Raw genomic sequence first — 25,605 nt, 5'->3', positions numbered from 1 at the left:
TCTTGAAAAATGAGTTGATAACAGCTAAGGAAGAATACTATGTACCAGCATAAAGACTGGCAAGGGGTATTGCTGAATTTTCCTGTTAATAAGGTGGTTTGTGTCGGTAGTAATTACGACAAACATATCAAAGAGATGGGCTCAGACATAATGGAAGAGCCGGTGATATTCATAAAACCTGAAACGGCTCTTTGTGATTTGTGTCAGCCCATATCGATTCCGGAAAAACGGGGGGCTGTACACCATGAAGTTGAATTGGCGGTTTTAATCGGTTCGACGCTTAAAAATGCCAACGAAGAGCGGGTCAGTCAGGCGATTGCAGGTTTTGCTGTCGCGTTGGATCTGACGTTGCGTGACTTACAGCGCGAATTTAAACAGTCAGGCCAGCCTTGGGAAAAAAGTAAAGCATTTGATGGTGCATGCCCGATTTCGGGCTTTATTTCTGTTAATGCTTTTGAGGATCCACAAAAGATCCAGCTTTCTCTGGCAGTAAATGGTGAATTACGTCAAAACGGCAATACGTGTGACATGCGAATGCCAATCATTCCATTGATTAGCTATATGTCACGATTTTTTACTCTTCGTCCTGGTGACATTATCCTGACGGGGACACCCGAAGGCGTAGGGGCATTGAAATCTGGTGATGTTCTGAACGTCTCTCTTAATGAGCATGTTTTAACAACCAGAGTGATTTAGTAATGAGGAATGACAGAAATTATGTCTCAACCTTTCTGGCAGGTGAAGACCCTGGAACAAATGACTGATCAAGAGTGGGAAACATTGTGTGATGGTTGTGGTCAGTGTTGTTTGCATAAGTTAATGGATGAAGATACTGACGAAATTTATTTCACTAATGTCGCCTGCAATCAACTGAATATCAAAACCTGTCAATGCAAAAATTATGAAGATCGTTTCAGTTATGAACCTGATTGTATCAAATTGACCCGTGAAAATATGGTGACATTTGAATGGCTACCGAAAACGTGCGCTTACCGTCTGATTGAAGAAGGAAAAAATCTTCTGCCCTGGCATCCATTAGTCAGCGGTTCAAAGTCAGCTATGCACGCGGAACGTATTTCCGTCAGGCACATTGCTGTGCGTGAATCCGATGTCGTGGACTGGGAAGATCATATTTTAAATAGACCTGAATAACTATTTTATCCATTGATATAAAATGTTTTTTATATCAATGGATATCTCAAATTCTTAAATTGCCATTAATGCCGGATTTTCTTCTCGTTTTTCCCACTTTTATCAGTGAAGAAAAACTGATAATTTGTCTATTCGGCAGTCAAGACAAGGAAAGATAAATGGCAAGTTATTTAATTCGTGTGGAACTGTATGGCACGGGAGCTACAGGGTATGAAAAGCTGTATAAGAGAATGACAGCAAATAAATTCAGTAGATCTATACGCTTCCCTAATGGAAAGTGGCATCGTCTTCCAAGTGGAACTTATGTTGGCAATCTGCGTTAGGCTCCCTTCAACTGGCGGAAAAAATCAAATCCATTGCCAAGTCTTACTCAAGCAAAGAACCATCTATATTTGTCTGTACTTACAGTAACTGGAGTGCAGCGTTATACCCTGACAAGGAGCACCCTGAAAATTAATTGCTCAGATATATAAAAACATGATGGCCTAAATAGTAAATTTATTTGGATAAAGCTCCTTGTGTTTCAGATTATTCCGCAAGTAATAAATAATGGAATAGTATTTGAACCATTAAATAAATATATAGGAAAAGGTTGGTAAAATCTTAGTATGAAATAATTAAAATTTTGTCTATGTGATGCTGCCACTATTTATTTATTTGATAATAAGGGAGTCAGAAAAATTAACAGTAACTGGATGTGTTATTGTGGAACAAAAAGTAAAATAGCTTTAATTAATTGGGTTATCGAACAGGTTTCTTCGAAGTATAAATCAACTTGTTTCTTTTACTTGTCAACATTAATTGCTTGTCTTTTAAACTCACTCTTGCACCTTGGGTCAGAATATCAACCATGACCTGATCCCATTTATTGAGTTTTTCATTGACACAGAATATCTGAGAACTGCTTAATTTACTTACTGTTAAAACATTATCCTTTAATTTCCCTACCCCCATAAAGTTGTTACACATTGTCCCGGAAACAAACATTTTATCACCAAACGTAATGGACAATTTTGTATCTTCTTTATTGGAGACATTCTCACCATTTACACTAACCAATGCAAAATGACGGTGTTGTAAGTCCTTAGCAGTAATATTTCCAGTGGCACTGACCCCCGTAGATTGACATGCTGTAAGTAGCAAGGTGGCGACCGCTAATAGAATCGCTCTGTTCATTTGATCTCCTGATATTTGTACTTCATCCAACAAGATTCGGGCAGGGTTTACCAGAAGTGAGTTGTTGGATATTTTGTAACGTTGTTTCACTGATACTGGTTAATGCTTCTTCTGTTAAAAATGCCTGATGACCTGTGAACAAGACATTATGGCAGGAAGACAAACGACGAAAAATATCATCTTGAATAACGTCGTTTGATTTATCTTCAAAGAATAAATCGCGTTCGTTTTCATATACGTCCATCCCCAATGCCCCGATTTTTTGCTGTTTTAATGCGTTGATAGCAGCAATAGAATCAATTAAGGCACCCCTGCTGGTGTTGATGATCATCACACCATCTTTCATTTTACTGAACGCTGTTTCATCCAGTAAGTGATGGTTTTCAGGTGTCATTGGACAGTGTAGTGAGATCACATCAGATTCAGCATATAAAGTATCTAAATCCACATATTTAACACCAAGATCTAATGCTTCCTGATTTGGATAGGGGTCATGTGCCAATAAATGCATACCAAAGCCTTTTAGGATCCTTAAGGTTGCAAGACCGATTTTTCCAGTACCGATAATACCTGCGGTGCGGTGATACATGTTGAAGCCTGTCAGCCCTTCGAGAGAGAAATTGGCATCCCGGGTGCGTTGATAGGCCCGGTGGATACGTCTATTCAGACATAGCATCAACCCGACAGTATGTTCGGCAACGGATTCCGGTGAATAAGCCGGAACACGAACAACGTTGATACCCAGTTCTTTGGCAGCATCCAGATCGACATTATTGAAACCGGCACAACGTAATGCCAGGATTTTAATGTTCATTTCTGCCAGCTCTTCCAGAACTTCGCGTCCACCATCATCATTAACGAAAATACAAACAGCATCTGCACCAACGGCATTCTTCGCGGTTTGTAGGCTGAGGGGAAAGTCAAAGAACTCAATATGGTAATCAAGGCCAAGTTTTTGGTTGAGTAACTCAAAGTGTTTACGATCGTATTGTTTTGTACTGTAAGCGACTAATTTCATCATATTATCTCCGCCATATATTGACTGTGTGATTCTTAATTTCATTCGAGCTACTCGTTGAATTCACATTGCTATGTGTTAACTGCACAAATTTTAACTGCTGGCAATAATGGCATCTATTGAGGTAGGTTTTCAGCGCTATCTCTCGCTATACTCGAATAAAGCACTTGTTAAGCTATTATACCTAGCCTGTATAATAAACCGACTTACTAGTCTGATATGAGACTATCATAACAGGAAGTTGTATTCAGGTTGAAAAGAAGAGTTCAAGAACAGATGACCAGGATATTAAGAGTGTTCGCAGTGATAATAATACTGCTGGTGTTATCAGTGTTGATTGGTTGGTTCACACTTCCGCGTTGGCTGCCACTGATTGCCAGTCATTGGTTGCCACAGGGGATGACTCTTTCGTTAACTCAACCAAAGTTGGAAAAGAATAGATTACTTATAAAACAATTATCGTTGAAGATACAAGAATGTGAATTGCTCAGGGTATCCGGTTTGTCTGCCGGATATTTGCATAATGAGCGGGGCGCAGAGCGCTATTGGGATATACATCTTGCTGAAGTTTATAGTCAGAGCCAATGTTTATCACAATTACCGGCGACAAATACACAGTCTGCTCCCTCTATATCTGTTAACGAAATATTGTCTTCTATTCCGGCGATTAAATTGGTCATTGATCATTTTGTTCCTGCACCATGGCAGGAATTTGCCGGAAAGCTCAAATTTGACTCATCACTTCAGGGACATCGGATAGCAGGGCAGTTGTCTGTCAGCCAGTATTCTGAACCTTTGCTGATAGCGTTGGAATGGCAGGGGCAGAATGGAAAATTCACAGTTACCCAACTCAATGTACATGAGAAAAATGAACCACAGATATGGGCAGAATTACCATGGTCATTCAATCAATCTCAATTTGTGATCCGGAATGGTAAATGGCGTTGGATAACTGAGGCCCAACCGTTATCCGGCGGCGTGAATCTTACCCTCGAACAGTGGAATAAAGGACTTAATGGTATGAAGGTGAGTGGAAAAATGAATCTGCTCACTCAGAATAAATTTGGTAAAGGTAATGTTGTTCTTTCTATAAAACCGACACCAATCAGCTTAACGAATGCTCATATTTCTCTTCAGTTAACCGGGCAAATGAACAGAGGGCAAATGATCATGACGATGTCGTTACCGGCAATCGTTACAGGTTCACTGGCGACACCTAAAATTACATTCCAGCCCGGATCACTATTCCGGAGCTGGGGAAAAGTCAGTGAAAATTTTACTGTTAAGGAAGCCCGCTTACCTTTGGCAGGCGCTTATTTAACCCGTAATGGTTTCACTGGCCGCTTACAGGCGATAGTAACAGCAAAAGAGAGTTATTGGGGAACTTTCAGACTGCATTTTGATGGTTATGCTGAAGATTTTATACCCGATAATGGAAACTGGAATTGGCGCTATTGGGGAAATGGGGATTTACCGCCACTAAAGGCGAAGTGGGATATCTCAGGTAAAGGAAGCTGGAAGCAGTCACAGATAACAGTAAATGCATTAAATACGGGGTTTGATACCATCGACTATGGCCTTATACAGATGAAGGCTCCGCGTTTACAGTTGATGAAACCGTTGGTATGGGAACGATCAGCCACTAAACCTGCATTAATGGGAGATCTGCAATTTTCGACTTTGCGAACGGATTTTCGCTCCGGTGGTTTTTTGCCTCCCGTTAAATTCCGCGCAACCTTGACTGGCCAGTCACCCAATAATTTTATGTTAAACGGTAAATTGTACGGAAAGGGGATTGGGCCAATTCCCGTTTATGGACGTTGGGATGGTACAAGATTAAGGGGAGAAGCACGTTGGCCGAGACAATCTTTGCTGGCGTTTCAAACTTTGATCCCTGCTGATTTAGGGATCACTGTGCTTGGTGGGAATATCTATGCACAAGCGGCATTTTCGGCGGCCAGAGGGCAAGGATTACGTGCCGGAGGACACTGGGTAGTAAAAAATGCGGGTATGTGGATGAAGAATGGAAACGTTGATGGGGTGGACTTTGTGTTACCGTGGCGTTTACAGGAACACATCTGGCAATTAGGTGTAACGTCATCTGTTAAGCTCAGGATAAAGGCTGTGAAGGGGTTATTTGATATGGACAATGTATCAGCGGATTTACAAGGTTTTTATCCTCCGACTGAAATACAGCCGCTAACCTTGTCTAATGTGAATATTGATATGTTGGATGGCAAACTTAGGTTAAATAAATTACAACTGCCCCAAAAACAGGCCGCTGTATTAAACTTTAACAAGTTGAGTGTGAGTAAATTATTCGACGTATTAAAAGTTAAGCAACTTGCCATGTCAGGGAAAATTAGCGGTGAATTGCCAGTGCTATTAAATGATAAACAGTGGATTATTCAGCAAGGATGGGTAGCCAACGATGGCGATCTGACACTAAGGCTGGACAAGGACACGGTTGATTCTATAGGGAAAAATGATGTAACTGCGGGTTTGGCGATGGATTGGTTGCGTTATTTGGAAATTAGTCGTTCTAAGGCATATGTGACACTCGATAATCTGGGTATTTTGGTACTGCAATCAGAAATCAATGGGGTTAATCCAGTTGTGGATAAAAAACGAGAAGTCAGGCTTAAATATCGCCATGAAGAAAATATATTCCAGTTATGGCGCAGTCTGCGCTTTGGCAGTAATCTGGAAGAATGGTTAGAGAAAAATATATTTGTAGGTAGTTAACATTATTCATTTGTTCTAGAAAACCACATCAAACAGATTTTTGATGAACTCTGTTCCAGAGAAAGAATTGAAGATGAAAACGAGTTGCTTAATTTTTTTGATTCACTCCCTGCGGTGCGGGTTGATGAAATATTAAGCAAATGGAAAGGTGGAGATTTTAACACAGGCCACTGGGGCCATGAATCCTTGATCAAAATGAATTGGTTTGGTAAATGGTTTAGAAGCAAATTTGATGCAATTCCGCTGGTTTGTTTTAATGATGATGGAAAATTATTTTCCAATCATATAATGAAAGGTGAAGCATCTCTTTGGAACGTTGAGTTTAGAGGAAAATGTTCTGCAACAATGGTATATGACGGTGTTCCTATTTTTGATCACTTCCGAAAAGTTGATGATAACACCCTACTTGGTGTGATGAATGGGAAGTCCATTGAGGGATTTCCTGATATTGTTTTTAATGGAAAATATTATTATTTCTATCTTGAAAGACTATCCGACTTTCCAGTTGAATTCATTGAAGAGAAATAAAAAAACAAGTCGTTTCCATTTATTCTTGTAACTCCGGTCAACAGACGGGGTTAACTGCTAACTTAAAACGGGAGTGATAAATGATAACAAAGAGTGGACTCAGATTTTCGATAGTTATTAGTGGCATGGCATTGATCTGTTCAGGCTTGGCAGGGTGTGTCAGGTTGGAAGTGGCAACACCAGATAAGCCTATCAATATCAATATGAATGTCAAAATTGAGCATGAAATTCATATCAAAGTCGATCGGCAGATTGAAGATATGCTCAAAAACAACTCTGATTTATTCTAAGGAGTTAGAATATGAAAAAAACAGGAGTAATACTTTTGTTAAGCCTGCTATTCATCAGTTCTTTTGCTATGAGTATGACGCTAAATGAAGCGAAACAACAAGGTTTGGTAGGAGAAACATTTAGCGGTTATCTGGCAGCGGTCAAGAATTCTCAGGATGCACTATCCGTGGTCAGAAAAATCAATAGTGAGCGGGAAAAAAGATATGCCGAGATTGCCGCTCAGAACAATATGACAACGGATCAAGTGGCAAAAATAGCAGGTGAAAAATTAGTTAATCGTGCAGAAGCAGGGGAATTTGTGCTTGGTATTAATGGTAATTGGGTGAAGAAATAAGCGCGCCATTTTTTTATCTGACGCGCTAAGCCTGATTAGGCAACAATTTTTTCTGGTTGTTTCTGCGTCATTTTTTCGACTATCTCAGTTATCGCATCGCGGGCGTTCTGATGTGCCTGATTTGCTAACTCTTCACCCATAGCCAGGCCTTCGGTGAACACGAATTCCACATCAGTAATACCAATAAATCCGAAGAAAACACTTAGGTATGGGGTTATCAAATCGGATGGGCTGTTTTTATGAATACCACCACGGCTGGTCAGCACAATGACACGTTTTCCTTTTAGCAAACCTTCCGGGCCGGTTTCGGTATAGCGGAAAGTAACACCGGCACGAGCAATCAAATCGAAATAGGTTTTTAATTGAGTTGGAATAGAGAAGTTGTACATGGGAGCTGTAATTACAACAATATCATGTGCTTTTAATTCTGCGATTAGTTCATCTGATAAGGCTAATGCTGCTTTCTGGCGCTCTGTCAGCTCAGCACCATTGGTACGTAATGCACCGATTAATTCTCCATCCAGTACCGGAACCGGGTTTGCAGCCAGATCACGTGTGCTAATATGACTATTTGGATGATTGGCCTGCCAGGTTTCGATAAAAGAGTCAGCCATTTTGTTGCTTTGTGAATTTTGCGCCATAATGCTGGATTTCAGAACCAGTACGTTGCTCATTTTTAATTCCTTCATAACACCAGTAACTAATGTATTGCCACTAATACATTGCCGATTGTTTCTATGTGTTAGCTATTTTAGTGAGGTTATCATTCAGACAATAGCTCAATATTTCGAGATTGGCGTTCAAAATTATTGAACAATAGATTTGTCAGCCGAATATGTAATAACATAACTAAAGGCGGTGTTAAGAAAAAAGACAACGCGACTCAACTAAGAATGTCACAAGGATTTATCACAGTGGAATCACCTTTGACAGCACCCATTGCTGAATTATATGCTGAACTTGAGCACACACTGTTGCGCGATCAGTTCCGTTTAAAAAAACGTCTGCAAGGAGCAGCAAAAATAAAAAATCAAGCCTCCTTACAGGCTGTAGCTCAATCTATTTCTGCGGATATTACAGCGGCAAAACAAAAAGTTACCAATCGTCAAGCTGCATACCCTTCGATTAAATACCCTGAAAACCTGCCTGTCAGCCAGAAGAAAAACGATATCTATAAAGCAATCAGAGATAACCAGGTTGTCATTATTGCAGGGGAAACAGGCTCCGGTAAAACCACTCAGATCCCGAAAATATGTCTTGAATTGGGCAGAGGGGTAAAAGGGCTGATTGGTCATACCCAGCCCCGTCGTTTAGCGGCTCGCTCGGTTGCCAGCCGTATTGCGGATGAACTGGAAACCCCACTTGGTTCAACAGTGGGTTACAAAGTTCGCTTTAATGATCAGGTTAGTGATAATACGTTGGTCAAATTGATGACTGACGGTATTTTGCTGGCCGAATTGCAGCAGGATCGTTTGCTATTACAATACGATACACTGATTATCGATGAAGCACATGAACGTAGTCTGAACATTGATTTTATATTAGGTTATCTGCGGCAGTTATTACCGAAACGCCCTGATCTGAAAGTCATTATTACCTCCGCGACTATCGACCCTGAGCGATTCTCCCGCCATTTCAATAATGCTCCGATTATTGAAGTGTCAGGCCGTACTTATCCGGTGGAAGTCCGTTACCGTCCGATGGTAGGTGATGATAATGACAGTGATCGGGATCAGTTGGAAGCCATTATTGATGCAGTAAATGAGTTAAGCCGGGAAAGTTCTGGTGATATTTTGGTCTTTATGAGTGGAGAACGGGAAATCCGCGATACTGCGGATGCACTCAATAAACAGAGTTTTCCACATACTGAAGTGTTGCCGCTGTTTGCCCGTTTGTCCAATAGCGAGCAGAACCGGATCTTCCAACCACATGTTGGACGGCGCATTATATTGGCAACTAACGTCGCAGAAACCTCATTGACTGTCCCCGGAATTAAATATGTTATCGATACCGGGTATGCACGTATTAGCCGTTATAGTTATCGGACTAAAGTTCAACGTTTGCCGATAGAACCAATTTCGCAAGCATCAGCGAATCAACGTAAAGGCCGCTGCGGTCGTGTTTCTGATGGGATCTGTATTCGACTTTATTCAGAAGAAGATTACTTATCCCGCCCGGAGTTTACCGATCCTGAAATTCTGCGTACCAATCTGGCATCGGTTATTTTGCAGATGACTTCGATTGGCTTAGGAGATGTCAGTGCTTTTCCATTTGTTGAAGCACCGGATAAACGCAATATCCAGGATGGTGTCCGTTTGTTGGAAGAACTTGGCGCCATTGATACGGAAACTTCATCTGGCGGGATTTACCGACTGACGCAAATCGGGCGACAGCTTGCACAATTGCCTATCGATCCTCGCTTGGCTCGCATGGTATTGGCAGCAAGAACTCATGGTTGTGTGCGGGAAGTGATGGTGATTGCTTCAGCATTATCCATTCAGGATCCGCGGGAAAGGCCTCTGGAAAAACAGCAGGCTTCGGATGAAAAACATCGTCGTTTTGCCGATAAGGACTCTGATTTTATTGCTTTTCTAAAATTGTGGGATTTTCTGGCAGAACAGCAAAAAGCACTTTCCAGTTCCCAATTTCGCAAACTTTGTCGTCAGGATTACCTGAATTATCTGCGGGTCAGAGAGTGGCAGGATGTTTACACTCAGCTCCGGCAGGTCGTTAAAGAGATCGGTATTCCAGTCAATAGTCAGGAAGCAGATTATCGCAGCATTCATATTGCGTTACTGACAGGGTTGTTATCTCACATAGGCCAGAAAGATGTGGAGAAACAGGAATATACTGGTGCTCGTAATGCCCGGTTCTCTGTATTTCCCGGCTCCGGGTTATTCAAAAAACCACCTAAGTGGGCGATGGTTGCTGAATTGGTAGAAACCAGCCGACTTTGGGGGCGTATTGCTGCGCGCATTGAACCGGAATGGATAGAGCCTCTGGCGGCACATTTAATCAAACGTCACTATAGTGAACCGCACTGGCAGAAATCTCAAGGTGCGGTCATGGCATCGGAAAAAGTGACATTATATGGTTTGCCGATTGTGACTGATCGTTTGGTCAATTACGGCCAGATTGATCCGATACTGTGCCGTGAATTATTTATCCGCCATGCGCTGGTGGAAGGGGATTGGCAGACTCGTCATTCATTCTTCCGCGCTAATCTTAAGTTACGTGAAGAAGTTGAAGAGCTGGAACATAAATCTCGTCGCCGGGATATTATGGTGGATGATGAGACTTTATTTAGTTTTTACGATCAACGAATTGGCAAAGACGTGGTTTCTTCCCGCCATTTCGATCGCTGGTGGAAAACAGTAAGTAAAGATCAGCCGGAACTGCTCAATTTTGAAAAGAGCATGTTGATTAAAGGTGATGCCAATAAAATCAGTGCCTTGGATTATCCGAATTACTGGTATCAGGATAATTTAAAATTCCGCTTAACATATCAATTTGAACCGGGAACCGATGCAGATGGTGTCACTGTACATATTCCGCTACCGGTATTAAATCAGGTCAGGGATGAAAGTTTCGATTGGCAAATTCCAGGAATTCGCCGTGAGTTGGTTGTGGCATTGATTAAATCGCTGCCGAAACCAATCCGGCGTAATTTTGTCCCCGCACCTAATTATGCGCAGGCATTTTTGGAGCGAGTAACGCAGCCACAGGCGACCTTGCTGGATAGCCTTGAGAAAGAACTTCGTCGCATGACAGGAGTGACAGTGTCACGTGATGAGTGGCAACTGGAGCAGGTTCCTGACCACTTGAAAATGACTTTCCGCATTATTGGTGAAAAAAATAAGACTCTGGCGGAAGGAAAAGATCTTTCGGCATTGAAGCTGAAACTGAAAGATAAAGTACAGGAAACACTTTTGGCGGTAGCAGATGATGGTATCGAACAAAGCGGGCTACATATTTGGAGCTTTGGTGAGCTGCCTGAACGCTATGAGCAGAAACGTGGTGGTTATTCCGTTAAAGCATTTCCTGCGTTGGTGGATGAGAAAGACAGTATTGGTATTAAATTGTTTGAAACGGAGTCTGAACAGCAAAATGCAATGTGGGAAGGAACTCGTCGATTGCTGTTATTGAATATTCCCTCACCGATTAAATATCTGCACGAAAAGTTACCGAATAAATCCAAACTTGGTCTCTATTTTAACCCGTATGGAAAAGTGTTGGATTTGATTGATGACTGTATTTCCTGTGGTGTGGACAGATTAATCGCAGAAAATGGTGGGCCGGCATGGAATGAACAGGCGTTTGCACGTTTACAGAGTAAAGTTCGCGCCGATTTGAATGACACAGTGGTTGAAATTGCCAAACAGGTAGAACAGATCCTGACGACAGTTTTTGCTATTAATAAGCGTTTGAAAGGGCGGGTCGATATCGCTCTGGCACTGGTTTTATCCGATATTAAAGAACAAATTTCCGGTCTGGTCTTTAAAGGATTTGTCACAGCCCACGGTTGGAAACGTCTGGCGGATGTTTTGCGTTATCTGAATGGCATCGAACGTCGCTTGGAAAAACTGGCGATTGACCCAAACAAGGATAGGGCACACATGAGCCGGATTGAAAATATCCAGCAACAATGGCAGCAGTGGTTAGCGAAACTTTCTGTTCAGCAAAAGCAATTGCCAGAAATAAAAGAAGTACGCTGGATGATCGAAGAACTGCGCATCAGTCTGTTTGCTCAACAATTGGGTACAGCGTATCCGATATCTGATAAGCGTATTTTGCAAGCAATGGAAAGTATCGCTGCATAATGTTTTGGGGCTTAGGGTTTTGGTTGTTAAGACGCTATAGCCCCATTTCTAAGTTCTTATTTATTCGTAAGTCAACGTAATTGTTGTTGTTACATCCGCTTTTCCGGGGGTGATCTGTGGGTGAGTCTGAATGTAGCGTGCTCGCAGTGGAAATGAAAAGTGTGTTACGTATTCAGCATTTGCTTTAATCGGTTTACGTATCTCTAATAGTTGATTATAAAACAAAATTTGTAGACCAATCCCCGTTGCCGTGACGTTGTCACTACTATAATCCAATGCCCAGATATTATTGATGCCACTTTTTGCCGGGCGTCCATCCAGTACTATGTTGACTTTGGCGTTTGGATCGCAGTCAAATTCTAAGCGGAAATCTTTTGTCCCTGCGGTACTATTTATACCACGAAACTCACTCGCTCTAATTTCGCCCATATTGACTAGCATTGTTTTACGAGTGAGGGAACAACTTGGCGTTGGAGTAACAATACGTGTTTCCGCTAAATAAAAAGAGTGAACAATACTGCCGTACCCAAATCTGGCTCTGGTTAGGATCCGTCCTGCAATTACCCCTGAACCCGTAGTGGGCGCAATTTTGATTAATTGAACCGTCAAATACCCCCATGTTTGACCACAATAATATTTGTAGTCAGGCCAGCGGGGAGGAGGAGAACAGGTGAATGGGGTAGTTGATTTCCGAGGAAACCAATCAATACCATAGTTAGTCGGCCCCCAATTATTGATACGGATTCCAACACCCGGTACACCGGATTCATAAATTGCATCATTATTATAATGTGCAGGAGCAAAATCGGGTTTATCCCATGATGTAGGAACTAATCTATTGCAATAAACGACATGACCTTTTGTACTCAATTGATCTAAAAGGATTTCCTTTATCGTTGTTCCAATAGGATGATTTTTGGGTATGACTATTTGAGAGCCAAAAGAGACTCGTGTTATGCCGGAATGAAAACCCGGCGAATATTGACAATCATAACTCTCATAACTCTCATAATTGGCCTCGCTGGTAAAACTGCTCATCATGCTGATGATAAATATGTTCGCCAATAATAATTTTAAGCCGTTAACCATAACTCGTTTCCATAATATGTAATAATATCAAACAAATGCTCAATTTCTGTTATTTACAGGCCGCGTTCAGCATGTACAGGCCAGATTCCGGTGTTTTCTCCGGGAGCTGATAATCAACACGGCATTCTTGAGCATCTTTGTGGCCCCATTTCACCCATATCTGCCCAGACTTAGGAATACCGCTGAGATACGCCTGTCCATCATTACTGACAATGGTGCTATTGGGGTCATCTGACTCATTCTGTTGCACTAATGTGGCTGTTGCTCCAAATGGGATCTCTTTGCCTTTGTGAAAAAGCATTAGTAACACACGATAACCAATGCGGGTCTGGAAATTGGCTAAAATCAGTGCACCTTGGGTAGGGACGATAGTTTGCGTATTGATATCGATATCAACATTATCTCCCATTGAGTAAGTGTCTAAAGAGATACGGTTTTTACGATAACTACTGGCATAAGGAACAATGGCATAACCTTTCCAGTCAGTTGCAATACCTGTGTAATTCTGGACCTTAACGCCTTTAGCACCATGGGCTCGCACTAACACCAATGTATCTCCCAATGATTGAGAGAAAGTGATGCCATAGGGATGAGCGACTATTCCACCATTTAAACCATAATTTAATTGTCTGGATTGCTTATCATAGTTATAACCTGCATTAACCTGACCGTAAGCGCCTTTGTATTCTGCGCTTATATTCCCGCCAATGCCCCTGTTATGGTTAGTGTAGTTTTGCTGAAGACTATAAGTCAGATTGTTATCTTCCAGCGCTGTACCATTTAAGCTGACCTGATGAGATGTTTCTCTTTTTCTGCTGTTGGTCAGGCTATAACTTGCCCAGCTATTTTTCAGCCAGCGTTCAAGAGGAATTTGTATGTTGAGTGATAAAATCTGATCATTATGATTTGTGCTTGGTAGCTTGCTGTATGTGTAATTCAGTGTGTAATTGATCGAATTGTGGCTGGTACTGTAACCTGCACTGATATTTCTTTCATGACCTTTTTGTGACCAATAGTCTTGTTGAAAAGCAGATAAATATATACCGCCTAAATCACCTAAAGATTGATTGATATACAATTGCAGTTTACTGCGTTTATTAGGGTTGTAGCCATTATTGCTGGTAATATTAAACTCATTGGCTTCTTTAAAATCATAAAAATCATGCGTTGAGTAACGATAGCCCGCTAAAGTGAAATTAGTACCTGTTTGGGTAAGATCTTTTGCATATTGAAATCGATATGATTGCCCGGATGAGTAAATATTGGGGGTAAGTTCTGACCTTGCGTGAGTCACATCAAAAGAAAATGAACCCCAATCAGAGAGGCTATAACCTGTGCCCAATGCAATAGAATGATAATTTTTTGAGAGAATTGTTCCACCATATACAGTGATATTATTGGAAACCCCGTAAGTGATCGTACCTTGCATAAAGTATGGTTCTTTACCACGGTGAGTGGGTGAACGGTATTTCCCAAATGTCAGAGAATGGCGCAGACTATTTTCTCGTAACATAACAGGCACAGCCGAAAAAGGTTGTACAGAACGGTGCTCTTTCCCGTCAGCTTCTTTGACAATAACCTCTAAATTACCACTGGAAGTTGTTGGATATAAGTCATTAATAATAAAAGGGCCGGGAGAAACATAGGTTTCGTAGATAATATAACCATTTTGCTTGATGGTTATTTGGGCATTACTTTGGGCAATTCCTCGTATTGTTGGTGCAAATCCTCTGAGACTATCAGGTAGCATATTGTCATCTGAAACTAATTGCATACCACGAAACTGAAACCCATCGAAAATGGGTGAAGGTGTATAACTGTCACCAAATATTAGTTGGCTTTTTAAGGAATGAATATCACGTTGCAGGTAAGTGCTCAGACTTTGCCACTTATTGTTTTGGCTACTGTAAGTGGAATAATTTCGTAAACGCCAGGCATTCCAGTTAGCACCACTTCTGAGGTTGAGAAAGTTATTGCTGGTTGATCCGGGCTGACCATCCAGCCAGTTAGTTGAGCCACTATAGCTATAATTAATTTGTAAAGAAGTTAATCCTTGTTGCCACAGATGAGAAGGAACATAATCTCTCGCCTTATTATGCAAAACTGCTTGGGGAATGCTGATATCCAACCGTTGCTTGTTGAAATCAAAAGAAGATGATGCAGCAGAAATATACTGACCAAGATCTGTAATCTCAGTTTCTGGTGGTAAAGCCGACAAAGATGGAAATAAATCAATATCTACGCCCATCTCTTTGAGTTGTCTAAGTTTAATCTTGGGTGATAACTTATTATTTACGATAACGAAGTCAACATTTCCAGTATCTATCTTTTCACGATTCAGATAAATATCAACCCAATAGCGGCCCGGAGGTTGTTGATCATCTTGCATGAAAATCGAGAGATCAATATCTTCCGGGTGACCAGAGAGGCTCTCCAGCGCATTGATATTGAAATATTCTTCGCTATAAACCTTATTGGAAACCAAAAGCCATATAGTTGCTAGTGCACATAAAAATACCTTAATTGGTTTAATAAATAACACCAAATTATCAGAAATATTATGTTGAAGATAATGACCGCTGTTATCCATAATCATTTTCTAATCTTGATAGGCTGTATGAAAGTTATGCTCAAAATGTATATTTTTCTTCTGGCGTTACCCCACCAAAATCGTTAATGGTTTTCCAGGAAACATGATTGATATTGTTAATAGGTATATCCCAGCTTAACTGACCAAAAGGAGCGATCATGCCAGCAGGCTTTATTTCATGGTTTTTTGAACTATTTCCAATACTTAAGTAAGAAAACGAAACATAGTATGGTGTCGGGTTTTCGGCTATCAGTTGACGGCCTTCAACTTTGAACTTCAGTGCCTTATAAGCAATACTTGCGTTGTCTGTTAAATCAGCAGGGCGATAAAATAGCTTAAATCTTGACTTTACTGTGATTTGTAACTGATTTTGTTCAGATTTTACTATTGCGGGAATAGATTTAACATTGAGCCAGAAAAGGGATTCTCTATCGTTGGGTAAATTATCTCCGGTTTTTACAATTCGTAATACAGTTTCATTTCCTGCTGTTAATTTAAAGAGTGGAGGAGTGATAATGAAAGGTACTTTAGTTTCATCATTTTCTCCCTGAACCCATGATTGAATAAGATAAGAAATATCTGTTTCTGGATTACTGATAGAAATTGATGCTTCTTTTCGATCGCTGTTATAAACAACACGAGTGCCACCAATAACGACGCCAGCAAAAGAAACATTAGTGCTGAATATGTAGATGATAATAAGAATCAGAATACGAAAGCATTTCAAAATAGATACTCCGGGTAATATTATTTTTTTATGGTTATATATTAATCCCACTATTACCACTCACTGGTTATAGTGAATGGCAATAGTGTTTTTATCAGGTATTCTTGCTATATATATTTTAGTTGTAAACGATAGTGAAATTAGCTATCGCATTACCAGTACCAGGAATAATCGTTTGTTTGGTTGCAACATATTTAGCAACGAAATTCATTTCAACATTTTGATTTTCAATCATTTTTTGCGAGGAAGTCTTTGCCATAGGAATTGGCGTATTGCTATTTTGTTCATAAATACCAACAGCAATCCCGTCAGCAGCTCCAGGCTTTGAATTGTCTAATGCTAAAAGTGTATTATTAATATTATCAAGTTGACCATCAAATTTAACACTCGCATATTGATTGGTTTTTGGGCAGTCAGTCAGCTTAATGCTGAAGTGTGTTGCGGCTGCCGTGCTATTGACCCCACTAAATGAATTTGTACTGATAGTTCCCATATTTACAGTTTGATTTTTAGAGGTTGAATCAATTTTACATGCATCGGCAATAATTTTTCCTGTAAATCTGATTTCTCCATCCTGAATATTACCATTTGCGGCATGTGCCAGAGACATAAATACAGATGAAACAAATAAGGATGAAATAATTAACTTGGTTTTCATTTTTAATATATCCCATCCCTGGTGTAGTAATACAACAGGGATATAGCTGATTAAATTAACATTAAAGCCGTACAATTATAATACAGCAAATGAGTAGTCTAAGTTGATACCTGAAAGATGGTAAAAAGTAATATTAATATTTTCTATCTGACAGATATTTCAAAGAATATAGTAGCGCTCAATGAGCAAAGATCAAAATAATAACTCAACAAAGCACAATATTTGGAGCTTTAATCTGATAACGTTCCATTAATAGCATTGTAATTCATAAAATAGAATGTTTTTTAATCGTAAATGAGTTTTTATTCTGTTTTATAAGATTAATTATTAATTAGAGAAAATCTGAGGAAATAAATATGTGTTTATTTTTGTGATTTTATATTTTTACTATATATTTCACTAAATATTATTTATTTGTGATGAATATCTCACGCATGGAGTTAATGCCAGATATTTAACATTAGTTGGATAATAAAACCAGCCTTTCCCAGAACACGGGTTAATGTAATTAACACAAATTAACTCATAGTCAATAATAACTGACATAGCATAATTTGTATAATGGATACTTAAAAAAATCCTGTAACAATAAAACAGAATAAATATTTATGTATAGCATGTTTTTTGATCTTAAAATTCCATATTAGTTACAACATACTTTTTAAAAATATAAAAAACACCCACCAAACACACAAAAAAACAAAAGCAAAATTCAACAGAATGTCATTCCAAAAAACGAAGAAGGGCTTGAAAGAAGTAAGAGGAATAGGAAAAAAGAGTTGGAGAGAAGCAAACTTCTCTCCATAATCTTAACAGGTAGGTAATTTAGACTAATAAATAGTTAATGAATACAAAAAATAGGCTCTAATGAATCAGTAACCATGTAGAAGGAATCGTTGTCAGTAATAAAATAGCAATCGCAGATTTTTCTAACGTATTTAAACCATTACATTCCTGGTTCTGCTTCCGTGCATATAGGAAAACCAATAATCCGGGAGCATACAATATAACAGAAAGCAGCAGATGCATTAAACCTGAAGCATAAAGTAACCATAAACCATAGGTACAAGCACCAATAGCGATGAACAATAAAACTCGATTACTACGCTCAAATGCTACTTTTACTAAAAATGCACCAACCAAAAAGTAAGGAACAAGTATCATTTCTGATGCAATAGAAAGCAATGTGTTGTAATTACTGCCACTTAACCAGATCAAGACCAATGCAAGCTGAATGGCTCCATTTGTGATCCACAACGAGGATGCAGGTGCTTTTTTATCATTCTGTTTACTGAATTCCTTTGGAAATGAACCATGCAGGGAAGCAATAAAAGGTACTTCTGCCGCCATTATTGTCCAGCTCAGATAAGCACCACAGACAGAGACGATTAAACCAGCAACAATAATAACTTCACCCGCTGAGCCAATTAACCCTACCATCAAATTTGCCATAGAAGGATTACGCATTGCAGCTAATTCAGGTCTAGTAGCTAATCCTAATGAGAGTAGGGTAACAAGTACGTAAACACCTAATGCTGAAACAACAGCCAGTATAGTTGCAATACCAATATCTTTACGTTTTTTGGCTCTGCCAGAAACCACGACTGCACCTTCAACACCAATGAACACCCATAAGGTTATCAGCATGGTATCTTTGACTTGCTGCCAAACGGGGATACCCATCTCAATGCCAGTGAAATCGAAAGTAAATACGTCTATCTTGAAAGCGATGACAGCCAGAACGATAAACATTCCTAGAGGTAACAACTTTGCCATTGTGGCCAATTGATTGACACCTGCCGCCGTTTGTACTCCTCTGAGCACAAGCCAGTGAACGAACCAAAGTAAAATCGATTCACCAATCAACGCTTGCCAGGTATTTCCATCACCAAAAATCACGGAATGTTCAGTATCAGTAAAAAAACTTAACGCAGCAAAGACGATCACCAGATAAGAAACATTAGCAATAATAGCGCAGAACCAATATCCCCATGCAGAACAAAAGCCAACTAATTCACCAAACCCTTCTTTAGCATAAGTAAAGATACCACCGTCCAGATCAGGGCGGAGGCGAGAGAGCAAGAGTAAAGACGTAGCTAAAAAGAGAATACCTATGCCTGTTATCCCCCAACCGAGCATTAATGCCGCTGGGCTACCTGCGTATGCCATATTTTGTGGCAAACTGAATACACCCGCTCCAACCATAGAACTGAATACGAGTGCTGTTAGAGACGTAAGGCCTAATTTCTTTTCCAAAGATACGTTCCTAAAAGTAAGATAAAATCAACACGATTAGCCAGAATACTTATCCTGAATATCGAACACATATTGGACATTTATTGCATCCATGCTACGGAATGCAGAAATATTCAGTAGTTAAAACTAAAAAACAGGGAGATTCTACGGAGTGAAGGGGTTGTATGCAATGGGTGACTATGCAAAAAAATATAAAAATTATGCATAAAAATATATTTTCCTTAAATAAATTACAAATGACTTTTCTGTTTTTCTCTAGGCTCTTAAGAAACAAGCAAGTGTTCATAATATAAACATTTTAATGATGCAGACTTGAATTTATCTTTGTGAATCAAATAATAAACAGTTATGAAAATTGTGTAAATGAAGGTTAAATAATGAATTTTATGGATATGACAAAAGCGATCTATAGAAGAAAAAAAGGCACGCATTATTAATGTGTGCCTCTTTCATAAATTGACTTGAGAAATAAATTGATTATTTGAATAAATCTGCGCTAATGGTAACGTTGCCGCCATTAGACTGCCATTCTCTCGTAATATGGTAGTATTTTGCCCCTTTTTCTGCTGCACGTTTAGCGACCTGATAAGATACTTCAGGTGCAGTTGTGTAATAGCCAGAGAAAGTGATGGAATCAAAAGGCACCATCTGAGCCGCAGATGCTTTATTCAATTCTTCAATTTTTGTTCCATTAGGCAAGGTTACAGTGTAACGTCCACCTTTTGATGACTGGGTCTCAAAAAAGCGACCGATAACATTACTGGTTGATGTTGACGAAGCAACACCCGGAATTTCAACTTTCTCAGCAGCTTCTCCACCTTGTGCTAAAGACTGGCGGCCCGCATCGGAATCGGCTGGGATCACTGCCTTATCAGATTGTACTTGACGTTTCGGTGCATCTTCTTTGTAAATGTAGGCTGTAACTACCTGGTTACCACCATTGTTCGGGGCAATATCACGAACGATAAAGAAAGAGGCAGCATTTTTCTTTTTAGCTGCTTTGGCAAGAGCCTCTTTTAGATCAGGATCAGTTGGAAAATAACCATTTACTGTTATCGTATCAAAAGGTTCCAGACTGACAGCTTCGGTTTTAGGTAATTCTTTGATCCCATGATAAATACGATAGTGAGTCGTTTTGTCTACTTTTTCTGCATCTTTATGATACAAATCAGCAATAACACGTAAATTACCACTTCCATTGAAATCATCTAGACTCTGAATATAGAAACTATCAGCACCTTTTTTATCAGCCTGACGGGAAACCGCATCGGCTGCTTCATAAATTGCATTAAAACGTCCGGTTACTGCGATTCGTTTAAATGGCTTAAGTTCAGCAGCTTGCTCTGGAGTCAATTCTTTTGCTGCATGTGCTGCGGTAATTGTTGTTAATGAGAACATCACAGTTGCGATGATCGTGGTCTTCAGCTTCATAAAAAATCCTTTCGCCTTGCGCATTAAAATATTTATAACGTGCTGAACATTGTTCTGTATTACATAGGTCGTAATGATTACATGTAATGATGCTATATATGCTCACGTTTACATATTAATTCATGGGATTTCACTTATCTATATGATAATAAATTATTATTTTTCCATTGTCACCCCTATAATATTCAATGTCATTCATAGGTCTTCATCTTCTTTCATGAAAAATGTGTACATGAACTACATTAAAGCTATGTTATTTTTTTGAGGGAAATAATATGGCAATCACCGATTCATGGCTCCGCTTTACCAATAACAACCTCCAAGAAAGAATGATCACTAAATCCGATAGAAACAGCTTGTCTGTTTGTGTAACACCTAAAGGAAAAATTATATTTCAATTTAGGTATCGTTGGAACGGAAAAGGAGATCAAATTGATATTGGTACATATTCAGCAACCAGCTTAAAAGATGCCCATGATTTAGTAATATCTTATCGTGGGGAATTAGAACAGTACCACAATCTTAAAGTAGTTAAGCGTGTTCGTAAAGAATCAGCGTTGAATGCGGTAACTGTTAAGGGGCTGATCTCCAGTATCCGCGAAACCCGCGTAAATGCTGCGATGATCGGGTTCGCTATTGATGACGCCATTCTGCGGTTGAAGAAGCATAATCCCACAACGAAGTGACAAAACGGTTATAGGAGAACAAATGTTCACACCAATCGCAGAATCTTTGATTATCCGCCCTGCGTCTGAGCAAGGCATATATTTGTGGACGATGGATAAAGAGCAGGATAGGCAGTAATAGAGAAGCCGAACGGATGGTAAGTTTTTCGGTAGTTTTATTAAATTAAGTAAAGGTGCTGAATATTTTAGCACCCTTGTATTGTAATAGTGTGAATTATAAACTAAATATGTCATTCCTAATTAACAAGCGGGAACTGGTCCCCAAAGTGGCACTGCACTAACTATAGGAAGCACCGGAGAATATAAATCAACCCCGCATTTGCTACGCGCATCCATAGCTATAATTATGGCAAGTTCAGCCGCAAGATATGCAATAAGTGCTGTAGAATATGGGGCGGCTAATTTCGCCCAAGTAGGAAACTGATTTACTAAAAATACATTAAGGCTATTTGCAGTAGCTGGTGCCGATATAATGCCTGCAAAAGATTTAATCGTGTTATGTGGTAAATGTATCACATGAAGAGGGTTGTCTATGATTTCCTCTCTGTATGTCACTCCAGTGAAATCTGGAGCTATTTCTTTTTTCATAATTTGAAATTCCTTTGTCTATTATAGCGATTTTTTATTTATAGCCCATGATCATAGCTCATGATGGTTGTTATCCAAAAATAACATTCATCATCAATCTGTTCTTTTGCGGCTTCTATAGTACTAATTCCATCGCGATAAATACGACTCAAATAATAGCCGTTGTCAGCCCGCAACGTTATTTTGTTTTCAGAGATATAACCCACGGTAAATATTGAAAGTTCATCTATTTTTCTTTTAGCTGCTTCAATGGGGTTTAATTCTCCACGATTTATTCTACTAAGGTACATTTTATTATCGGCCAGAAGTACAACTCGGTTAGATCCTGATGACTTAATAGTGAATCTTGAAGGGAGGTCTATGGCATCTTTTGACGCTTCTATTGGGTTTCTATTACCGCGATCTATTCTGCTTAAATATTTTCCGTTTGTACTTTGCAGTGCGATTTGAATTATTTGTTCTGACATGATTTATCCTCATTATTAGTGATTGTTATAATTGAATTTTAATAAACACTTTATTTTATGGGTGATTATATATCTAAATGTCATTTATTGTGAATTATAAAAAACATCAATCCATACACCAATAAATATATATAAATCAAACTATTATTAAATTTATAATTATTTTATGAAATAGAATAAGTAAGGAATGGTAATTCAAATGAAAAAACTATATTCCAAATATGATAGATAGTATTTACAACACGATACAGTAGGATATCAAACTACCTCATTCACCTGTGGATTTTTGAATTACGTTTATCAGAGTAGTTTATTTATACTTAAAGCGGATAGGTGAATAACCTACATGATATAGCAGTTATCATTTCAGTACTCCATTAATGATGAAGTAATAAGAATTCTTATTTTGAATGATTTCATCAAAAAAAGGGGAGAATATGAAAATATTATCTAACGCCATTTTCGTCATGTTATCTTGTTTATTGACATTCCTTGCTTTCGCAGTTGAAGAAAACACGGATACAGAAAAACAACAGATTCTTTCTGCTGACTATAATATGGAATTTAAAAATCACTCTTCTTCTGTAAATGAGCTCGTGATAGTCAAACGAAGCACCGACTGTATGTATGATAGTGGTGCAGATCAGGTAAAGATTAAGCCCGGTAACCAGCAAGGTATTCATTTACAAGACAATGATAATTTATTTAGTGCTTGCACACTTAGGCCTAAATGGGTTGAGTGGTCGGTGTCTAGTGGCTCTATGAGTTGTGCTTTGAGATTTGAACGCGGGTACGATATAGGTAATTTAGATTGGTATACGGTAATCAAAGGGTGTCCGAATATAGTCAAGAGCGCTACTTGTGGAAATACCGACTGCAATCAGAATAAAGTTTACGGAAGTTCATCGTATATGGATATAAGTGTGGAATTCCTTGTTTGGTGAGTTGGGCTTTAAAACCCCAATTATACAAAAGGGCAGAAATCTGCCCTATAGTGACTATCCTCTCTTCTTATCCTCGCCTTTTGGAATCAATCTCAATTTTCCCTATCTAACGGGTATAAGATCAATGACTACATGCCGTATTGCGTGTTTTTTGTTTGTACATGAATGTGTACATAATTTTATTTTTTTCCATGAAATTTATCATGTAACAAATTGTTTTTATATGATTTGCTATTCATTGGTGTTATTACATGATTGTCGCGAATGTATTCTATTTAAATAACTGCCTATCTGTTTTTGGTACATGACGCCAAGAATTTTAATAAAAATAGTAACTTATATGAAAACAATCATCGATTACATTGAAGGTTATTTTATTTTCAGAAATATTGTCTTTTAGAATCCATATGTTACCTTAATGGTATTATTTTATTTGTATCATTTGATATTTTTGTTGATAAATCTCATTGATAGGTTTTACTGATAGTAGTAATAAAAACAATCTAATCGTTAAATTGGCTTCAACAGGTAATAATCAGCAATATTTTATCCTTAGAGAAGGAAACATTATGCATATTGGTGTACCAAAAGAGCAATTTCCCAATGAAGCTCGCGTTGCTGCCACACCATCAACAGTGGAGCAATTACGGAAGTTAGGATTTGATGTATCAGTTGAAACAGGAGCAGGGGCTCTTGCCAGTTTTGATGATATTGCTTATCAAAAAGCCGGAGCTGATATCGCAGAACATCATGAAGTTTGGCAATCAGATATTATTTTTAAAATAAATGCTCCGGAAGATAAAGAAATTGGATTAATGAAGGAAGGCGCAACATTAATCAGTTTTATCTGGCCCGCACAACATCCTGAATTAATGGAAAAACTAGCAAAACGCAAAATCACTGTTCTGGCAATGGATGCCGTCCCACGGATCTCCCGCGCCCAATCATTAGATGCCCTGAGTTCAATGGCAAATATTGCTGGTTATCGGGCCATTGTTGAAGCCGCTCATGAATTTGGCCGTTTCTTTACTGGTCAGATTACTGCTGCCGGTAAAGTACCACCTGCTAAGGTTATGATTATTGGTGCTGGTGTTGCTGGTCTTGCTGCTATCGGAGCGGCAGGTAGTCTCGGTGCGATTGTCCGTGCTTTTGATACTCGTCCGGAAGTTAAGGAACAGGTTCAAAGTATGGGCGCTGAATTTTTGGAATTAAATTTCAAAGAGGAAGCGGGAAGTGGGGATGGTTATGCAAAAGTGATGTCAGAAGCCTTTATCAAGGCTGAAATGGAACTATTCGCCGCTCAGGCAAAAGAAGTTGACATTATTGTTACTACAGCATTGATTCCGGGTAAACCTGCACCAAAACTGATTACCAGAGAAATGGTAGAGTCGATGAAACGGGGGAGTGTGATTGTCGATCTGGCTGCACAAAATGGAGGAAACTGTGAACTTACAGAAGCCGATAAACTTGTTGTGACAGATAATGGCGTCAAGATCATTGGTTATACTGATTTACCTAGCCGTTTACCTACCCAATCATCACAATTATACGGCACCAACTTAGTTAACCTGATGAAATTACTGTGTAAAGAGAAAAATGGTGAAATTGCCATTGATTTCGATGATATTGTTATTCGTGGTGTCACTGTCATTAAAGAAGGAGAGTTTACCTGGCCTGCGCCACCAATTCAGGTCTCAGCTCAACCTTCCAAACCTGATGTTACCAAGAAAGCAACTAAATCGACGGAAACGCCTAAATCTCCGTGGTTGAAATATGGGTTACTGGCATTGGCCATTATCCTTTTTGGTTGGTTAGCAAATGTTGCTCCGAAAGAGTTTCTGTCCCACTTTACCGTATTCGCTCTGTCTTGCGTGGTTGGATATTACGTTGTCTGGAATGTCAGCCATTCATTACATACTCCATTGATGTCTGTCACTAATGCCATTTCCGGGATTATTGTGGTCGGTGCGGTATTACAAATAGGCGAAGGTGGATGGGTAAGTTTCTTCTCTTTCATTGCAGTGTTGATTGCCAGCATCAATATTTTTGGCGGGTTCACTGTTACACAACGTATGCTAAAAATGTTTCGTAAAGGATAAGGGGTA

Annotated in this window: 22 protein-coding genes; 11 read left to right on the top strand and 11 right to left on the bottom strand. The window is 39.3% G+C overall.

Translation table 11 applies throughout. The annotated features are described in order from the left end of the window. Window positions 1-39: 39 nt before the first annotated feature. From AAC852_RS07250 to AAC852_RS07240, 3 genes are all read left to right on the top strand, one after another. Window positions 40-696, top strand: coding sequence for a fumarylacetoacetate hydrolase family protein (locus AAC852_RS07250; RefSeq protein WP_340620455.1), 657 nt, complete (start codon window positions 40-42; stop codon window positions 694-696). An 18-nt stretch (window positions 697-714) separates the two neighbouring features. Beyond that, entirely contained in the window at window positions 715-1,152 is a 438-nt protein-coding gene (locus AAC852_RS07245; protein WP_340620623.1) for a YcgN family cysteine cluster protein, read from the top strand. 158 nt (window positions 1,153-1,310) lie between these two features. Further along, window positions 1,311-1,475, top strand: coding sequence for a hypothetical protein (locus tag AAC852_RS07240; RefSeq protein ID WP_340620454.1), 165 nt, complete (start codon window positions 1,311-1,313; stop codon window positions 1,473-1,475). 418 nt (window positions 1,476-1,893) lie between these two features. Here the strand turns inward: AAC852_RS07240 and AAC852_RS07235 are convergent, their stop codons facing one another. Together AAC852_RS07235 and AAC852_RS07230 are read right to left on the bottom strand one after the other, a co-directional pair. Continuing rightward, a complete protein-coding gene (locus tag AAC852_RS07235; protein ID WP_340620453.1) occupies window positions 1,894-2,328 on the bottom strand; it encodes an META domain-containing protein in 435 nt (144 codons plus the stop codon). 22 nt (window positions 2,329-2,350) lie between these two features. Next, window positions 2,351-3,346: a 2-hydroxyacid dehydrogenase gene (locus AAC852_RS07230; RefSeq protein WP_340620622.1), complete on the bottom strand. Its 996-nt coding sequence runs from the start codon at window positions 3,344-3,346 to the stop codon at window positions 2,351-2,353. Window positions 3,347-3,649: 303 nt separating this feature from the next. Here AAC852_RS07230 and AAC852_RS07225 point away from each other — a divergent pair, with 303 nt between their 5' ends. The 4 genes from AAC852_RS07225 (at window position 3,650) to AAC852_RS07210 (ending at window position 7,244) form a co-directional block, all read left to right on the top strand. Further along, window positions 3,650-6,091 (top strand): YdbH family protein, encoded by a 2,442-nt coding sequence (locus tag AAC852_RS07225; protein WP_340620452.1) that lies wholly within the window; start codon window positions 3,650-3,652, stop codon window positions 6,089-6,091. Between the two features lie 84 nt (window positions 6,092-6,175). After that, on the top strand, window positions 6,176-6,619 hold the full coding sequence (locus tag AAC852_RS07220; RefSeq protein WP_340620451.1) for a DUF4334 domain-containing protein: 444 nt from the start codon (window positions 6,176-6,178) through the stop codon (window positions 6,617-6,619). Window positions 6,620-6,744: 125 nt separating this feature from the next. Next, the gene (locus tag AAC852_RS07215) at window positions 6,745-6,909 is read left to right on the top strand and encodes a YnbE family lipoprotein (protein WP_340620621.1); all 165 of its coding nucleotides are present in this window, start codon (window positions 6,745-6,747) and stop codon (window positions 6,907-6,909) included. Between the two features lie 11 nt (window positions 6,910-6,920). After that, window positions 6,921-7,244 carry a YdbL family probable chaperone protein gene (locus AAC852_RS07210; protein ID WP_340620450.1) on the top strand — a complete coding sequence of 108 codons (324 nt, stop codon included), beginning with the start codon at window positions 6,921-6,923 and terminating at the stop codon, window positions 7,242-7,244. Between the two features lie 35 nt (window positions 7,245-7,279). Here the strand turns inward: AAC852_RS07210 and AAC852_RS07205 are convergent, their stop codons facing one another. Beyond that, window positions 7,280-7,918 (bottom strand): FMN-dependent NADH-azoreductase, encoded by a 639-nt coding sequence (locus AAC852_RS07205; protein ID WP_340620449.1) that lies wholly within the window; start codon window positions 7,916-7,918, stop codon window positions 7,280-7,282. A gap of 219 nt (window positions 7,919-8,137) precedes the next feature. Between AAC852_RS07205 and hrpA the strand changes: the two genes are divergently transcribed. Further along, window positions 8,138-12,064: an ATP-dependent RNA helicase HrpA gene (gene hrpA, locus AAC852_RS07200; RefSeq protein ID WP_340620620.1), complete on the top strand. Its 3,927-nt coding sequence runs from the start codon at window positions 8,138-8,140 to the stop codon at window positions 12,062-12,064. 60 nt (window positions 12,065-12,124) lie between these two features. On the opposite strand, the gene AAC852_RS07195 is transcribed toward hrpA, so the two are convergent. The 6 genes from AAC852_RS07195 to ydgH all read right to left on the bottom strand — a co-directional run bounded on the left by AAC852_RS07195 (window position 12,125) and on the right by ydgH (window position 20,815). Continuing rightward, window positions 12,125-13,153, bottom strand: a complete 1,029-nt coding sequence (locus AAC852_RS07195; RefSeq protein WP_340620448.1) for a fimbrial protein — start codon at window positions 13,151-13,153, stop codon at window positions 12,125-12,127. Window positions 13,154-13,202: 49 nt separating this feature from the next. Next, a complete protein-coding gene (locus tag AAC852_RS07190; protein WP_340620447.1) occupies window positions 13,203-15,743 on the bottom strand; it encodes a fimbria/pilus outer membrane usher protein in 2,541 nt (846 codons plus the stop codon). Between the two features lie 40 nt (window positions 15,744-15,783). Continuing rightward, window positions 15,784-16,470 carry a fimbrial biogenesis chaperone gene (locus AAC852_RS07185; RefSeq protein ID WP_340620446.1) on the bottom strand — a complete coding sequence of 229 codons (687 nt, stop codon included), beginning with the start codon at window positions 16,468-16,470 and terminating at the stop codon, window positions 15,784-15,786. 118 nt (window positions 16,471-16,588) lie between these two features. Then, entirely contained in the window at window positions 16,589-17,128 is a 540-nt protein-coding gene (locus AAC852_RS07180) for a fimbrial protein (protein ID WP_340620445.1), read from the bottom strand. Window positions 17,129-17,992: 864 nt separating this feature from the next. Beyond that, window positions 17,993-19,384, bottom strand: coding sequence for an amino acid permease (locus AAC852_RS07175; RefSeq protein WP_340620444.1), 1,392 nt, complete (start codon window positions 19,382-19,384; stop codon window positions 17,993-17,995). Between the two features lie 477 nt (window positions 19,385-19,861). Then, window positions 19,862-20,815: a DUF1471 family protein YdgH gene (gene ydgH / locus AAC852_RS07170; RefSeq protein ID WP_340620443.1), complete on the bottom strand. Its 954-nt coding sequence runs from the start codon at window positions 20,813-20,815 to the stop codon at window positions 19,862-19,864. A gap of 275 nt (window positions 20,816-21,090) precedes the next feature. On the opposite strand from ydgH, the gene AAC852_RS07165 reads away from it, so the two are divergent. Next, window positions 21,091-21,501, top strand: coding sequence for an Arm DNA-binding domain-containing protein (locus AAC852_RS07165; RefSeq protein ID WP_340620442.1), 411 nt, complete (start codon window positions 21,091-21,093; stop codon window positions 21,499-21,501). A 240-nt stretch (window positions 21,502-21,741) separates the two neighbouring features. Here the strand turns inward: AAC852_RS07165 and AAC852_RS07160 are convergent, their stop codons facing one another. Continuing rightward, complete coding sequence (locus AAC852_RS07160) at window positions 21,742-22,089, bottom strand: hypothetical protein (protein WP_340620441.1); 348 nt, start codon at window positions 22,087-22,089, stop codon at window positions 21,742-21,744. Between the two features lie 38 nt (window positions 22,090-22,127). Beyond that, entirely contained in the window at window positions 22,128-22,556 is a 429-nt protein-coding gene (locus AAC852_RS07155) for a fascin domain-containing protein (RefSeq protein WP_340620440.1), read from the bottom strand. Window positions 22,557-22,993: 437 nt separating this feature from the next. Here AAC852_RS07155 and AAC852_RS07150 point away from each other — a divergent pair, with 437 nt between their 5' ends. After that, a complete protein-coding gene (locus AAC852_RS07150; RefSeq protein WP_340620439.1) occupies window positions 22,994-23,500 on the top strand; it encodes a hypothetical protein in 507 nt (168 codons plus the stop codon). 569 nt (window positions 23,501-24,069) lie between these two features. Beyond that, a complete protein-coding gene (gene pntA, locus AAC852_RS07145; RefSeq protein WP_340620438.1) occupies window positions 24,070-25,599 on the top strand; it encodes a Re/Si-specific NAD(P)(+) transhydrogenase subunit alpha in 1,530 nt (509 codons plus the stop codon). Window positions 25,600-25,605: the final 6 nt, after the last annotated feature.

The organism is Xenorhabdus siamensis (assembly GCF_037996745.1).
Classification (GTDB): domain Bacteria; phylum Pseudomonadota; class Gammaproteobacteria; order Enterobacterales; family Enterobacteriaceae; genus Xenorhabdus; species Xenorhabdus indica.
Note: the sequence above shows the minus strand (reverse complement) of the source record. Positions and strands in the feature narration are given on the sequence as shown.

What these genes read in the sequence shown, in the direction of transcription:
- ydgH (WP_340620443.1), bottom strand. Translation starts at nt 20,815, where the DNA reads ATGAAGCTGAAGACCACGATCATCGCAACTGTGATGTTCTCATTAACA.
- hrpA (WP_340620620.1), top strand. Translation starts at nt 8,138, where the DNA reads ATGTCACAAGGATTTATCACAGTGGAATCACCTTTGACAGCACCCATT.
- AAC852_RS07180 (WP_340620445.1), bottom strand. Translation starts at nt 17,128, where the DNA reads ATGAAAACCAAGTTAATTATTTCATCCTTATTTGTTTCATCTGTATTT.
- AAC852_RS07210 (WP_340620450.1), top strand. Translation starts at nt 6,921, where the DNA reads ATGAAAAAAACAGGAGTAATACTTTTGTTAAGCCTGCTATTCATCAGT.
- AAC852_RS07250 (WP_340620455.1), top strand. Translation starts at nt 40, where the DNA reads ATGTACCAGCATAAAGACTGGCAAGGGGTATTGCTGAATTTTCCTGTT.
- AAC852_RS07160 (WP_340620441.1), bottom strand. Translation starts at nt 22,089, where the DNA reads ATGAAAAAAGAAATAGCTCCAGATTTCACTGGAGTGACATACAGAGAG.
- AAC852_RS07195 (WP_340620448.1), bottom strand. Translation starts at nt 13,153, where the DNA reads ATGGTTAACGGCTTAAAATTATTATTGGCGAACATATTTATCATCAGC.
- AAC852_RS07240 (WP_340620454.1), top strand. Translation starts at nt 1,311, where the DNA reads ATGGCAAGTTATTTAATTCGTGTGGAACTGTATGGCACGGGAGCTACA.
- AAC852_RS07215 (WP_340620621.1), top strand. Translation starts at nt 6,745, where the DNA reads ATGGCATTGATCTGTTCAGGCTTGGCAGGGTGTGTCAGGTTGGAAGTG.
- AAC852_RS07155 (WP_340620440.1), bottom strand. Translation starts at nt 22,556, where the DNA reads ATGTCAGAACAAATAATTCAAATCGCACTGCAAAGTACAAACGGAAAA.
- AAC852_RS07190 (WP_340620447.1), bottom strand. Translation starts at nt 15,743, where the DNA reads ATGGATAACAGCGGTCATTATCTTCAACATAATATTTCTGATAATTTG.
- AAC852_RS07230 (WP_340620622.1), bottom strand. Translation starts at nt 3,346, where the DNA reads ATGAAATTAGTCGCTTACAGTACAAAACAATACGATCGTAAACACTTT.
- AAC852_RS07205 (WP_340620449.1), bottom strand. Translation starts at nt 7,918, where the DNA reads ATGAGCAACGTACTGGTTCTGAAATCCAGCATTATGGCGCAAAATTCA.
- AAC852_RS07165 (WP_340620442.1), top strand. Translation starts at nt 21,091, where the DNA reads ATGGCAATCACCGATTCATGGCTCCGCTTTACCAATAACAACCTCCAA.
- AAC852_RS07235 (WP_340620453.1), bottom strand. Translation starts at nt 2,328, where the DNA reads ATGAACAGAGCGATTCTATTAGCGGTCGCCACCTTGCTACTTACAGCA.
- pntA (WP_340620438.1), top strand. Translation starts at nt 24,070, where the DNA reads ATGCATATTGGTGTACCAAAAGAGCAATTTCCCAATGAAGCTCGCGTT.
- AAC852_RS07150 (WP_340620439.1), top strand. Translation starts at nt 22,994, where the DNA reads ATGAAAATATTATCTAACGCCATTTTCGTCATGTTATCTTGTTTATTG.